At 70.0% G+C, this 13028-nt stretch carries 10 protein-coding genes; 6 read left to right on the top strand and 4 right to left on the bottom strand.

Going from position 1 to position 13028, the window contains the following annotated elements; genetic code table 11:
• Positions 1-3: 3 nt before the first annotated feature.
• The 6 genes from MNQ95_RS02995 (at position 4) to tkt (ending at position 8657) form a co-directional block, all read left to right on the top strand.
• The gene (locus MNQ95_RS02995; RefSeq protein WP_241953755.1) at positions 4-456 is read left to right on the top strand and encodes a DUF4381 domain-containing protein; all 453 of its coding nucleotides are present in this window, start codon (positions 4-6) and stop codon (positions 454-456) included.
• A complete protein-coding gene (locus MNQ95_RS02990; RefSeq protein WP_241953754.1) occupies positions 453-1475 on the top strand; it encodes a vWA domain-containing protein in 1023 nt (340 codons plus the stop codon). Before MNQ95_RS02995 ends, MNQ95_RS02990 begins: the two co-directional genes overlap by 4 nt.
• Positions 1472-3259 carry a tetratricopeptide repeat protein gene (locus MNQ95_RS02985; RefSeq protein ID WP_241953753.1) on the top strand — a complete coding sequence of 596 codons (1788 nt, stop codon included), beginning with the start codon at positions 1472-1474 and terminating at the stop codon, positions 3257-3259. Before MNQ95_RS02990 ends, MNQ95_RS02985 begins: the two co-directional genes overlap by 4 nt.
• 74 nt (positions 3260-3333) lie before the next feature.
• Positions 3334-4977: a BatD family protein gene (locus tag MNQ95_RS02980; RefSeq protein WP_425605729.1), complete on the top strand. Its 1644-nt coding sequence runs from the start codon at positions 3334-3336 to the stop codon at positions 4975-4977.
• A gap of 54 nt (positions 4978-5031) precedes the next feature.
• Positions 5032-6345, top strand: coding sequence for a dicarboxylate/amino acid:cation symporter (locus tag MNQ95_RS02975; RefSeq protein ID WP_162411198.1), 1314 nt, complete (start codon positions 5032-5034; stop codon positions 6343-6345).
• A gap of 314 nt (positions 6346-6659) precedes the next feature.
• Complete coding sequence (tkt, locus tag MNQ95_RS02970; protein WP_241953751.1) at positions 6660-8657, top strand: transketolase; 1998 nt, start codon at positions 6660-6662, stop codon at positions 8655-8657.
• Between the two features lie 145 nt (positions 8658-8802).
• Here tkt and MNQ95_RS02965 read toward each other — a convergent pair whose 3' ends face one another.
• From MNQ95_RS02965 to MNQ95_RS02950, 4 genes are all read right to left on the bottom strand, one after another.
• Positions 8803-9492: a M23 family metallopeptidase gene (locus tag MNQ95_RS02965; protein ID WP_241953750.1), complete on the bottom strand. Its 690-nt coding sequence runs from the start codon at positions 9490-9492 to the stop codon at positions 8803-8805.
• Positions 9493-9526: 34 nt separating this feature from the next.
• A complete protein-coding gene (locus MNQ95_RS02960) occupies positions 9527-10501 on the bottom strand; it encodes a L,D-transpeptidase family protein (protein ID WP_425605700.1) in 975 nt (324 codons plus the stop codon).
• A 109-nt stretch (positions 10502-10610) separates the two neighbouring features.
• Positions 10611-10922, bottom strand: coding sequence for a BolA family protein (locus MNQ95_RS02955; protein WP_241953749.1), 312 nt, complete (start codon positions 10920-10922; stop codon positions 10611-10613).
• A gap of 56 nt (positions 10923-10978) precedes the next feature.
• Complete coding sequence (locus tag MNQ95_RS02950) at positions 10979-12931, bottom strand: acetyl-CoA hydrolase/transferase C-terminal domain-containing protein (protein ID WP_241953748.1); 1953 nt, start codon at positions 12929-12931, stop codon at positions 10979-10981.
• Positions 12932-13028 lie beyond the last annotated feature (97 nt).

Below are 13028 nucleotides of genomic sequence, written 5' to 3'. Positions count from 1 at the left end.
CGCATGGATCCCACCCGCCTGCCGCTGCGTGACGTGCACCTGCCGCCGTCGCCCTCCTGGTGGCCGTTGGCCCCGGGCTGGTGGCTGCTTGCGGCTGCGATCGCGCTTCCCTTCATCGCTTGGCTGGGTTGGCGAACCTGGAGGATGCTGCGACGCCGGCGCTGGGAGCGCTGGTTCGATGCCGCTACAGCCAAGGAAAGTCATCCCGAGCGCGTGGCTGCGATTTCGGAACTGCTGCGCCGCGCGGCGCGGCGGCGCCAGGCAGGGGCCGAGCTGCTGGAAGGCGAAGCCTGGCTGCACTTCCTCGACGGCGCGCGCGGCCATGCGTTCAGCGATGGCGCGGGGCGCCTGCTGCTCGATGGAGCGTTCCGGCCGCAACTGGAGCCGGGCGCTTTCGCCGCTGCCAATGCGCTCGCGCGCACGCGCTTCCTGGAACTGATGGAAGGGCGTCGATGAGCGCATGGTGGACGGCATGGCAGGAGGGCTTCGCCGGTTTCGCCTGGCCATGGGCATGGGCTGCGTTGCCGTTGCCGCTGCTTGCACACCTGCTGCTGCCGCCGCGGCGCAGCAGCGTGCAGGCGTTGCGTGTGCCCTGGGGTGCGCGCCTGGACGGTGTCGCCAGCGCCGATGGCGCCCGGCTGCACAGCGCCTGGCTGTTGCCCGCGCTGGCCTGGATCCTGCTGTGCGCGTCCGCCGCGCGTCCACAGCAGCTCGGCCAGGCGGAGACGCCACCGCGCGAGGCGCGGCAGATGCTGCTGGCGGTGGACCTGTCCGGCAGCATGAGCGAGACCGACATGGAGCTCGGCGGGCAGGTCGTCGATCGCCTGACCGCGGCCAAGTCGGTGATCGCCGATTTCCTGCAGCGCCGTGCCGGCGACCGCGTCGGCCTGCTGGTGTTCGGGCAACGTGCGTACATGCTCACCCCTCTGACCCTGGATCGCGATTCGGTACGCCTGCAATTGCGCGACAGCGTCGCCGGCCTGGCCGGGCGCGAAACCGCGCTGGGCGACGCGATCGGTTTGGCGGTCAAGCGCCTGCGCGAGCAGCCCGAAGGCCAGCGCGTGCTCATCCTGCTTACCGACGGCGTCAACACCGCCGGCGTGCTTGATCCGCTCAAGGCGGCCGAACTTGCCAAGGCCGAAGGCGTGCGCGTGCATACCATCGCCTTCGGTGGCAGCGGCGCAGGCTTTTCCCTGTTCGGCGTCCCGGTGCCGATCCAGGGTGGCGAGGAAGTGGACGAGGCCACGTTGCGCCAGGTTGCGGAGGCAACGGGTGGCCGCTTTTTCCGCGCGCGCGACACCGGCCAGCTTGCTGGCATCTATTCCGAACTCGACCGGCTGGAACCCGTGGAAGTGGCGGCCGCGCCGGTAAGGCCACGGATCGAACGCTATCCCTGGCCGTTGGGCATGGCGCTGGTGCTGGTGATCGTCGCCTGGCCGCTGTCGCGGATCGCGCCGCGCTGGAGTCGCGCATGAGTGCCTGGCTGAGCGCCTCGTTGCCGGAGTGGCTTGCGCTGCCTGCCGTGCACTTCCAGCGACCGCTGTGGCTGTGGGCGCTGTTGGCACTGCCGTTGTTGTGGTGGTTGTGGCGCGCACGGCGGCGACAGGGCTGGCGGGATGCGGTGGACCCGCACCTGCTCGTGCACCTGCTCGAACCCGGACAGGGGCGCGCCCGATGGCGCCTCGCTGGACTGTCGCTGGCGTTCGCGCTGGCGGTCGTGGCCCTGGCCGGGCCGGGGTGGCGCCAGGAGGAGAGGCCGCAATGGGAGACCCGCGCGCCGCTGGTGATCGCACTGGACCTGTCCTCTTCGAGCCTTACCCCCGACCTTGCGCCGACACGACTGGCGCAGGCGCGGGCCAAGATCGCTACGCTGCTGGGCGAACGTGAAGGTGGCGAAGTGGGCCTGATCGCCTGGGCGGAAGACGCCTATACGGTCGCGCCGCTCACCACTGACGCCGGCAACATCGCGCTGTTCCTGGACACGTTGGCGCCGGACGTGATGCCGGTCGACGGTCGCCGGCCCGAGCGCGCGATCACCCATGCGGCGAGCCTGCTGCACCAGGCCGGTTTCGAGCGCGGCGACATCCTGCTGGTGACCGGCGAAGTCGACGCGGCCGCGCAGAACATCGCCGCGGCGGTGGCCGCGCAGGGATACCGAATTTCGGCGCTCGGACTGGGCTCCGCCGCTGGTGCGATGTACCGGGACCGCGGCGGTGCGATGCAGCCTGCGCGCCTGGACGAAGCCGGCTTGCGTGCGCTGGCCGGCGCCGGCGGGGGGCGCTACGCGAAGTTGAGCGTGGATGACGCGGACCTGCGCGCGCTGGGCGTGCTGGAACCTGCTGCGGCCGCGGCGCTGGAGCGTGCGGGCGGTGGCCAGCGCGTGTGGCTCGACCAGGGCTACTGGCTGCTGCTGCCGCTGTTGCTGTTGGGTGCGCTGGCATTCCGTCGCGGTGCCGGTGTGCTGGCCGCATTGCCGCTGGCGCTGCTGCTGTCGCTGCCCGCGCCTGCGCACGCCGCGGACGGTGGCGCGGGTGGCTGGTGGCGTCGCGACGACCAGCAGGCGCAGAAGCGCATCGAACAGGGCGTCGATGCCTACCGGCAGGGTGATTTCGCTGCCGCCGGCGACGCCTTTTCCGAGGCGGACGCGCGCGGTGCCGATGCGCACTACAACCTCGGCAATGCCCTGGCGCGACAGGGGCGCTACGACGACGCGATCGCCGCCTACGACCGCGCGCTCGAGCAGTCGCCCGGCATGGAGGACGCGGTCGCCAACCGGCGCGTGGTCGAGTCCGCGCGTCGACAGCAACCGCCACAGGGCAATCAAGGGCAGCAGGGGCAGCAAGGCCAGAACAGCCAGAAGGATTCGAAGCAGAACCAGCAGGGCGACGGGCAACCGGGGCAGGACGCTTCGCCTTCGCAGCAGAAAGCCGACCCGTCGCAGCAATCCCCCCAGGGCGATGGGCAATCGTCGCCGGCCGATGAGCCGCCTCCACCGACGGCAGGGGACGCGAAGGCGAACCAGCGGCAGGAGCAGGCAGATCGCGAGCAGCGCGAGCGCATGCAGCAGGCGTTGCAGCAAGGCCAGGGCAAGGAGCCGACGCAGGCATCGCCATCACGCCCGGCCCAGGAGGATGCACAGGCACGCGAACAGCGGCAGGCGCGGGAGGCGTGGCTGCGGCGTGTTCCGGACGATCCGGGCGGGCTGCTGCGCGCCAAGTTCCGGCTCGAGTACGAGCGACGCCAGCAGGAGGGCAGATGAGCGGCTGCACGCAATCAGCGCAATGCGCCGCCCCGACGGGATCGAACGCCGCGTTGTCGAACCGCTGGTCGCGTATGGTCCGTGTCGCGCAGGCCCTGGTGGCGGCCTGCGCTTTCGCCGTGCCCGGAGCGCATGCGGAAACCCGCGCCTGGCTTGATCGTGGCAGCGTGACGCAGGGTGAGGCGGTCACCCTCAACATCGAAACCGACCAGCGTGGAGTGGCGCCCGATTACACCCCGCTGCAGGACGACTTCTCGCTCGGCCCGCCGTACCGCAGCGCGGCCCGGGGGCAGGACCGCACGCTCTTCGGAGTGGCGCTGACGCCGCGCCGTGCGGGCAGGTTGCAGGTACCGGCGCTGCAGGTCGGCGCCGAGCGCACTGCGCCGCTCGCGCTGGATGCCTCGATGGCCCAGGCCCCGGTGGCGCGCGGCGACGTGTTCCTCGAATCGCGGGTGGACGATCCATCCCCCTACGTGCAGCAGAGCGTGGGCCTGACCCTGCGCCTGTATTACGCGACCCCGCTGCTTTCGGGCGAACTCACCCAGGATCCACCCGCGGGCACCGCGCTGCAGCGCGTCGGCGATGACGTGCAGAGCAGTCGCCAGATCGGCGGGCGTCGCTACCAGGTGGTCGAGCGGCGCTATCTGCTCGTGCCCGAACGCAGCGGCCCGCTGGCGTTGCCACCGGCGCGCTTTCGTGGACAGGGTGCCGGCGGTTTCTTCGACGACCTGTTCGGCAATGGCCGCAACCTGTCGGCGGAAAGCCCCGCGCAGACCCTGCAGGTGCGCGCGCAACCCGATGCGGCACCGCAGCCCTGGCTGCCTTTGCGCGAACTGCGCCTGCGCTACCTGGCCGCGCCTGACGGTGCGCGCACTGGCGAAGCGGTGGAGATCGCGGTGGAAGCCGTCGCGCAGGGTGCCACGTCGGCGCAGTTCCCCGAGATCCCGGTCCCGCAGGTGGAAGGTGCGCAGGTGTTTGCCGAGCGCGCCGAGACCACCGAGCGCTTCGTCGATGGCGGCCCGCAGTTGACCGCGGTACGCCGCTTCTCGGTGGTGCCGCTGCGCCCGGGTCCGCTGCGCGTGGCCGGGCCGCGGATGGACTGGTGGGACACCACGGCTGGCCAGGCCAGGGTGGCGACCTTGCCGGACCTGCAACTGGATGTGGCCGTGGGCGCGGATGCCGGCGCTGCGGCACCGGCGGCGGGCCAGGCGGCGGCACCGGCCGGCGTGGCCGCACCGGTCGATGCCGCAGGCGCGGACGCCATGCCGATGGCACGGCCCGCGTGGCTCTGGCTGGCACTGGTCTTCGCAGCGCTATGGCTCGCCACGCTGGCCTGGGTGTTGTGGTCGCGGCGGCGCGCCCCGCATCAGGGTGCGGCACGCCGCCACGCGTCCGCTTCGACCTCGACGATCACCACGCGACCGACCCTGCCGGACCTGCGCCGTGCGCTGGACACCGGCGGCTTCGACGAAGCGGTGCGCATGCTGCAGCACATGGCATCGCCGCCGGCATCCGGCCTGGATGAAGTGATCGGGCGCCTGGACGATCCGGCGCAGCGTGAGTCGCTGGACGCGATGCGGCGCGCATTGTGGGCCGGCGAGGGCGAGCCGGCACGGGCGCGAGCCGCTTTGCGCTCCGCTTTCCGGGAAGGTCCGCGCTGGAAGATGTCCGCGCCGGACGCAATCGCACCGCTGCCGCCGCTGTATCCCCCGCGCTGAGTGCCTTGGCCGGTTTGCTAAGCTGCAAACTGCATCTTTCCGGAAGACACCCGCATGACCGCGACCGCACGCCGCCCCTGGCCGATGCCGTGGAAGATGGGCCTGGGCTTCGGCCTGGGCCTGGTGCTCGGCCTGGTCGTGCACCTGAGCGCCGGCGCGGACGCGGGCTGGGTCCAGGCGTTCACCCACTACGTGACCACGCCAGCGTCGCGCCTGTTCCTCAACCTGATCTTCATGCTGATCGTGCCGCTGCTGTTCTCGGCGCTGGTGATGGGCATCGCCGAGATGGGCGACATCCGCGCCCTCGGCCGGATCGGCTGGAAGACGCTCGCCTACACCGTGGTGCTGTCCGGCGTGGCGGTGCTCATCGGGCTGGTGCTGGTCAATGCCTTCAAGCCGGGCGCGGGCGTGGATCCGGCGCTCGCGCAGCAGTTGCTGGTGCAGAACGCCGAACGCAGCCGCGAGATCGTGGCCAGCGTCGACACCCAGCCGCGCGGCATGGACATGGTCCTGTCGATCGTGCCGAGCAACGTGATCAAGGCCGCGTCGGAGAATGGTTCGATCCTGGCCCTGATGTTCTTCGCGGTGATGTTCGGCGTAGGCATGGTGCTGACGCGCGACGAGAAGGTGGCCACGCTCAAGCGCGGGATCGAGGGCGTGTTCGAGATATCGATGACCCTGATCGGCCTGGTGATCCGCCTGGCGCCGTACGCGGTGTTCTGCTTCATGTTCAACCTGGCGGCGATCTTCGGCTTCGACCTGCTGGTCCGGCTGGGCGCGTACGTGGGCGTGGTCGTGCTGGCGCTGGCGCTGCACATGTTCGGCACCTATTCGCTGGCGGTGCGGATGGTCGGGCGCTCGCCGCTGAAGTTCTTCCGTGACATCCAGGAAGCGGCGGTCATGGCGTTCTCCACCGCGTCGAGCAATGCGACCCTGCCGACCGCGTTGCGCGTGGCCGACCAGATGGGCCTGCCGCCGAAGGTGTCGCGCTTCGTGCTGACGGTGGGCGCCACCGCCAACCAGAACGGGACCGCGCTGTTCGAAGGCGTCACCGTGATCTTCCTGGCCCAGTTCTTCGGCGTGGACCTGAGCCTGGGCCAGCAGTTCATGGTGATGCTGGTGTGCATCCTCGGTGGCATCGGTACCGCGGGCGTGCCATCGGGCTCGTTGCCGGTGGTCGCGCTGATCTGCGCGATGGTCGGCGTCGACCCGATCGGCATCGGCCTGATCCTGGGCGTGAACCACTTCCTCGACATGTGCAGGACCACGCTCAACGTCAGCGGCGACCTGACCCTGGCCACGCTGGTGGCGCACGGCGAAACGGAGGCATCGCTGCCGCCGGCACCCGCCGCGCGCGAAGCCGCGTAGGAGCAGTCCCGGCCAAGCCCACGGCGTGGCAGCGCGCGAGCCTGGTGGTAGCGCCGGGCCGCGCAGGAGGAAGTGGCGGCCCGGCGGCGAGGCGGGCCCGTCCGGGCTGGTTCCTGCCTGCTTCCAGGCTCGAGCGGCTCGATCTCGAACAGGAATCCGGCTGCGTCGCGCGGCCCACCGGTTTCAGCGAAAACCTTGCCCGTACCGGTGCGCACGCGTTTTTTTTGCGTCCAGCCGCGGGACAGGAGTGGACAAGGAATGGGACAATGGGCGGCCCGCAGCGCCGCGGGTGCCTTGTGACCCCACCCGACGACATGACGACGCCCACCCGCCGCCAGCTGGCCAACGCCATCCGTTTCCTCGCCGCCGATGCGGTCGAAGCCGCCAAGTCCGGCCATCCCGGCATGCCGATGGGCATGGCCGACATTGCCGAAGTGCTCTGGAACGACTACCTGCGCCACAACCCGTCCGATCCGCACTGGATCAACCGCGACCGCTTCGTGCTGTCCAACGGGCACGGCTCGATGCTGCATTACGCGCTGCTGCACCTGAGCGGCTACGACCTGCCGATCGACGAGCTCAAGCGCTTCCGCCAGCTGCACAGCAAGACCGCCGGCCATCCGGAACGCCACGAGACGCCTGGCGTGGAGACCACCACCGGTCCGCTGGGACAGGGCCTGGCCAACGCGGTCGGTTTCGCGCTCGCCGAGAAGCTGCTGGCGCAGCGCTACAACCGTCCGCAGCTGGACGTCGTCGACCATCGCACCTGGGTGTTCATGGGCGACGGCTGCCTGATGGAAGGCGTCTCGCACGAAGCTGCGTCGCTGGCCGGCACCTGGGGCCTGGGTAAGCTGACCGCGTTCTGGGACGACAACGGCATTTCGATCGACGGCGAAGTCCACGACTGGTTCACCGATGACACGCCGGCGCGCTTCGAGGCCTATGGCTGGCACGTGGTGCGCGGCGTCGACGGCCACGACCCGGCCGCGATCAAGGCGGCGATCGATGCCGCACTGGCCGTGGGCGACAAGCCGAGCCTGATCTGCTGCAAGACGATTATTGGTTTTGGTGCCCCGCATAAGGCCGGCAAGGAGGAGTCGCACGGCTCGCCGCTGGGCAAGGACGAGCTCGAAGGCGCGCGCAAGGCGCTGGAATGGCCGTACGCCGCATTCGAAATCCCGCAGGACATCTACGCCGGCTGGCGCAACGATGCCGGCACCCGGCGCCAGGCCGAGTGGCAGCAGTTGTTCGACCGCTACGCCGCGCAGCACGCCGACGCAGCGGCAGAACTTTCGCGCCGCTCGAAGGGCGAACTGCCGCAGGGCTTCCTCGCGGCGGCCGATGAGTACATCGCCAAGGTCCAGGCCGAAGGCGCGACCATCGCCTCGCGCAAGGCCTCGCAGAACGCGATCGGCGCCTTCGCACCGCTGCTGCCGGAACTGATCGGCGGCTCGGCCGACCTGGCCCCGTCCAACCTCACCCAGTGGAAGGCCAGCAAGTCGGTCACCGAGGCTGATCCGGATGCCAACTACGTGCATTACGGCGTGCGCGAATTCGGCATGAGCGCCATTGCCAACGGCATCGCCCTGCACGGCGGCTTCCTGCCGTTCGACGCCACCTTCCTGGTGTTCAGCGACTACGCGCGCAATGCGCTGCGCATGAGCGCGCTGATTCCGGCGCACGTGATCCATGTCTACACCCATGACTCGATCGGCCTGGGCGAAGATGGCCCGACCCACCAGCCGGTCGAGCACCTGGCCACGCTGCGCTACATCCCCAACAACGACGTCTGGCGTCCCTGCGACGCGGCCGAATCGGCAGTTGCGTGGAAGGCGGCGATCGTCCGTCAGGACGGTCCGAGCTGCCTGGTGTTCAGCCGCCAGAACCTGCCGCATCAGCCGCGCAGCGATGCGCAGCTCAAGGCGGTCGAGCGCGGCGGCTACGTGCTCGCCGACGCGGAAGGCGGCAACCCGGACGTGATCCTGCTGGGCACCGGTTCGGAGGTGTCGCTGGCGGTGGAAGCCAAGAAGGTGCTCGATGCCGCCGGCCTGAAGACCCGCGTGGTGTCGCTGCCGTCGACCGACGTGTTCGATCGCCAGGATGCGGCCTACCGCGAGTCGGTGCTGCCCAAGGCCGTGCGCAAGCGCGTGGCGGTGGAAGCGGGCGTCACCGACTTCTGGCGCAAGTACGTCGGCCTGGATGGCGCGGTGGTCGGCCTGGACCGCTTCGGTGCCTCCGCGCCCGCCGGCGAGCTGTACACCTACTTCGGCATCACCACGGACAAGGTGGTCGAAGCGGCGAAGGCGCTGTAATACGCGAATCAGCCTGGTGCGGCGGTACTGCCGTCGCAGCGTGGGCAGTGGACCAGGAGGGGCGCGCAAGCGCCCCTTCTTCGTTGGCGCCTGTCTGCACTCGACAGTCTCGCCTCGCGATGCGGGTTGCGACCGCGAGGTGTGTTCAGGGCAGCGGTGCCGTTCCGCTCAGTACCGGATACGGATTGACCGCGGTGCCCTCCCACCAGCGCCGTTCCGGTCCCAGCACGAAGATCGCGAAATGCAGGTGCGGCGCCGCCGGGTCTGCGTTCCCGGTGGCACCCACGTAGCCGATCACCTGGCCACGCCTGATGACCTGTCCCTCGGCCAGGCCATCGGCGTAGCGCTGCAGGTGCGCGTAGTAATACGCAAGCCGGCCATCGGGCTCGAACTGGTAGATCGTCAGGCCGCCGCGCTGGCTGTCGAACAGTTTCTCGACGCTTCCGTCGGCGACCGCGAGCACCGGCGTTCCGGCGGGCGCCATGATGTCGATGGCGTCGTGCAGGCGCCCCTCGCTGCGCGCATCGGTGAACGTGTCCTGCAGTTGCGCCGGCCCGATGCCCTGGACGGGCAGCAGGAGCGCGGAGGCAGCGCCGGCCTCGGGGTGCCGGGCGGGAAGCGGCCCAGCAGCAGCGGCTGCCGCTGCCTCGGGTGTCGCGGGCATCGGGGGAGCGGATCGGGTTGTCCCGGTCGCGGCCAGCGTGGGCGCAGCATCGGTGGGTACGGGGCTCGGCTGGACTTCGATCAGCGAGGTCAGTCCACCCGCACCTTCCAAGTGGGCCAATGCGAACAGGGCCAGGACGACGCACAGCAGGAGGGCCAGCAGGGTCTTCATGGCAGTGCGTCCGTGGATGCAGCGGTCGTGGCAATCATTCCTGGAGCGTGACCAGCGTGCGCGTATCGATCGCCGCGGCGACGGCCGCCACATCCCAGTTGGTCAGGCGGATGCAGCCGTGCGACTGCCGCTTGCCAACGCCACTGGGCTCGGGAGTGCCGTGGATGCCGTAATGCGGCTTGGAGAGGTCGATCCAGACCGTGCCGACCGGATTGTTCGGACCGGGCGCCAGCTTGGCCTTGCCGTGCGACGGATCGGCATCCCAGAACAGGTCCGGGTTGTAGTGGAAGGTCGGATCCGGCGCGACGGCCACGATGTTCCATTCGCCGAGCGGCAGCGGATCGTGTTCGCTGCCGCTGGAGGCGGGGTACTGGGCGAACACGCGGCCCTCTCCGTCGAGCAGGCGCAATACCGAATCGCTGCGATCGACGACCAGGCGTGCGGCCTTGGGCAAGGGATCGGTCGCCACCGCGGGGACCTTCAGCACGGTGCCGGGACGCGCCTGCGCGATTCCGGGATTGAGCTGCCCGAGCAGGGCCGGGCTGGCATGGAACCGTTCGCCGAGCGCCTCCGGCAACGAGGCATAACCGAGCTTGTCGAGCTTCGACTGCTCCATGATGTCGTCGGGCAGGCGCGCATAAGGCCCTTCGATGTCGGCGGCGGTCAGCGTGTAATCGACCAGCACCGGAGCGGTGTCCTGTTCGAGCGCCTGCCATGTCGCCGCATCCGCATTTCCCGTCACGGGCAGGCCACGGGCCTGCTGGAAGCCACGCAAGGCGCGTTGCTGGTTGGAGCCGGCGAGCGCATCGATTTCACCCGGCGAGAAGCGTGCCCGATCCAGCAGGACCTGCAGGCGCAGCAGCGCGCCTGCCCCTTCGTGCTGGCTGCGATCATCCGCGGAAGTCGCGAGTGCCGCGCCATCGGCCGGCCGGGCGGCCGCCGGGGGCGGCAGTGCGGCGCACAGCGCAATGGCGAGCGCGAGGAAGGCAGGACGGGAATACGGGACCATGGCGCGCTCCGGCAGGATGTGCCGATACGCTGCGCAGGCGCATGCAGTGCCCGCGTGAAGGCCGGTGTGCGATGTTCAGCGTCGTCGACGCCGTGCGAGGATCGCCCGCTCAGGCGGGGTCGTGCTTGCTGCCGCCGCGGCAGCGTGGCGAATCGGGAACATCCGCGTCGGCTTCCCATTCGGCCGGCGTGTAGGTGTGCAGGCCGAGCGCGTGGACCTGCTGCATCAGCGGCCCCATCGCCGCATAGACGGACTGGTGGCGCCTGATCGCACGCTGGCCCTCGAACAGGGGGCTGACGATCACCGCCTTGTAGTGCGTCTCCAGGCCACGGCTGTGCATGTGGCTCTCGTCGGTCACGTCCAGGTGGAGCGGCTCCAGGACGGACAGGGCATCACGGATCTGTTCAGCGCGAGTGGTCATGGGTGTGCGGGTGCGGTCGTGCAGTCCGGAAGAGATGGCGTTGGCGATGCTGGAAATCAAGCGGGACGTGCGGTCTGGGCCAGTGCCAGGCGCAGCAGGCGCGCCTCCAGCCAGGCGCCCGCGCCGCGTGGCGCGTCCAGGCCCATGCGCGCCAGCGCTTCGGCATCATCCTGCCCGCTACCCCGCAGTGCCCGCACGATTACCTGCAGCTTGCCGGCCGGTCGCGCGGTGCCCGCCTGCAGCCAGGCCAGTGCGCGTACCAGGCGCTGTTCGACCGCGGTGAAATCGCTGCCCAGCGGGTAGTCGGGCAGGGTGCCGTCGGTGCGGAACGGGGCCAGCGCCGCGCCCAGTCGTTGCGGCGTGTTGCGCTCCCAGCGGGCGGGTACCTGGAAGCCGGCCCGCAGCTTGCGTGCGGCGCGGGCGTGTTCGAGCAGGCCGTCGCGGTAACGCGCATCGGTGATGCCCGCCATCGCGATCACGCAATCCTCGTCGCTGGCGTAGCGCAGGTCGGCGATGCCGTACTCGTCCACGTAGACGTCGCGCAGGTGGCGCGGGATGGTGGCGTGGCCGTAGTTCCAGCGCACGTTCGAATCGGTGCGGCCATGCGCTTCACGCACCGCACGCAGCAGCAGCACCGAACGCGCTCCGGGCAGGGCATGGGCCATCGCCACGAAGTTGTATTGGCCACCAACGCCGGAGACCACGCGGCCGTCTTCCAGCGCGTCCGAGACCGCGGCACCCAGCGCGGTGGCCATCATGCAGCTGTTGAAGAAGCGCGCGTCGTGGCGCTGCAGGCGTTGCAATGCCTCGTCGTTGCCGTGGATCTGGTTGACCGTGCCGATGCGGCGCATGCCGATCGCGTGGCGCTGCTCGTCCGGCAGGTCGCGAAGCCAGGCGTAGAAATCCGGCGAGCCCAGGTAGAACGCGCCATGCAGGTATTCGCCGTCGCGCTCCAGCCGCGCATGGTCGCCGAGGTTGGCAGTGCCGTCGGCCAGGCGCTGCATGAGCGCCGGATCGTCCACTACCTTGCGCCGGATCACGCCGGTTTCCACCAGGCGCTTGAAGCCCTCGTTGATCATCTCGCTGCAGCCGTACAACCCGATCTCGAACGGGCCCAGCCCACCGCTCTCGCGCACCGCCGGGTGGTCCTCCAGGTCCGGGTCCAGCGCGGCCAGCACCTGCCGGTAACGGGCATTGTCGGTATGCCGCAGCACCAGCGCATGGCACAGCGCGTCGGCCAGTGCGCCGATTCCGATCTGCAGGGTGCCGCCATCACGCACCAGCGTGCTGGCGTACAGGCCGATCGCGTAATCGGCGTCGTCGACCGGCTGCCGCGGCAGACCGAACGGACGCGGATGCGGCGCCGGCGGATCGATCACGACATCGAAGAAGCCTGCCGGTGCCACCGCGCTTCCACCCAGCCAGGGCAGGTGCGGATCGACCTCGGCCACCATCAGCGGACGCGGCAGGCCGCGTGCCAGGTGCGCATCGACGGTGTCCTGGGTGAGGTCGGTGTTGCACGAGAACGACAGCCGGTCGCCGCCGGGCGCGCGCGCCACCTTCTGCACGATCATGTCGGTCCTGCGGTGCGCCAGTGCAGCGGCGACATGGGTGTAGTTGAGGCTGGCGTAGCGCCGCTGGGTCTGGCTCGAGTCCAGCAGCGCGCCGGACTGCAGGTAGAACTCCTCGACCTCGACGTGCGCCGGCAACGCATCGCGCTTCATCGCCTGCACATAGGCCAGGCGCGGGAAGTCATCGCCGAAATGCCGGGCCAGGAACGGCCGCACGAACCGGGCCTTCAGGCCCTGGCCCGGAGAGGGCGGGTCCAGCGACAGCGCGGTGTACAGGTGCAGCGGCCGCGCCGGGTCGCCTTCGACGCGGGCGTACAGCGCATTGAGCAGGCGGTGCGGTTTGCCCAGGCCCAGGGGCGCTGCCACATGCATGGCGGTCGGCAGCTGCGCGAGCAGATGATCCACCGCCGCGTCCAGGTCGTTGAAATGATGGGTCATGCGGCCAGCTTAGGGCATGGGCGAGGTGCCTCGCCGGGGGTGTTGACACGCGCTTCTGTTTACGCGTGTAATCGACAAAGGATTACGCCTGTAAACG

Source organism: Pseudoxanthomonas daejeonensis, from assembly GCF_022637495.1.
Lineage (GTDB): Bacteria > Pseudomonadota > Gammaproteobacteria > Xanthomonadales > Xanthomonadaceae > Pseudoxanthomonas > Pseudoxanthomonas daejeonensis.
This window is presented reverse-complemented; position numbering and strand designations above follow the sequence as displayed.

Bases quoted from the DNA above. Each gene is read 5' to 3' on its own strand.
- MNQ95_RS02980 (WP_425605729.1), top strand. From the start codon at position 3,334: ATGGTCCGTGTCGCGCAGGCCCTGGTGGCGGCCTGCGCTTTCGCCGTG.
- MNQ95_RS02950 (WP_241953748.1), bottom strand. From the start codon at position 12,931: ATGACCCATCATTTCAACGACCTGGACGCGGCGGTGGATCATCTGCTC.
- MNQ95_RS02995 (WP_241953755.1), top strand. From the start codon at position 4: ATGGATCCCACCCGCCTGCCGCTGCGTGACGTGCACCTGCCGCCGTCG.
- tkt (WP_241953751.1), top strand. From the start codon at position 6,660: ATGACGACGCCCACCCGCCGCCAGCTGGCCAACGCCATCCGTTTCCTC.
- MNQ95_RS02960 (WP_425605700.1), bottom strand. From the start codon at position 10,501: ATGGTCCCGTATTCCCGTCCTGCCTTCCTCGCGCTCGCCATTGCGCTG.
- MNQ95_RS02965 (WP_241953750.1), bottom strand. From the start codon at position 9,492: ATGAAGACCCTGCTGGCCCTCCTGCTGTGCGTCGTCCTGGCCCTGTTC.
- MNQ95_RS02990 (WP_241953754.1), top strand. From the start codon at position 453: ATGAGCGCATGGTGGACGGCATGGCAGGAGGGCTTCGCCGGTTTCGCC.
- MNQ95_RS02975 (WP_162411198.1), top strand. From the start codon at position 5,032: ATGACCGCGACCGCACGCCGCCCCTGGCCGATGCCGTGGAAGATGGGC.
- MNQ95_RS02955 (WP_241953749.1), bottom strand. From the start codon at position 10,922: ATGACCACTCGCGCTGAACAGATCCGTGATGCCCTGTCCGTCCTGGAG.
- MNQ95_RS02985 (WP_241953753.1), top strand. From the start codon at position 1,472: ATGAGTGCCTGGCTGAGCGCCTCGTTGCCGGAGTGGCTTGCGCTGCCT.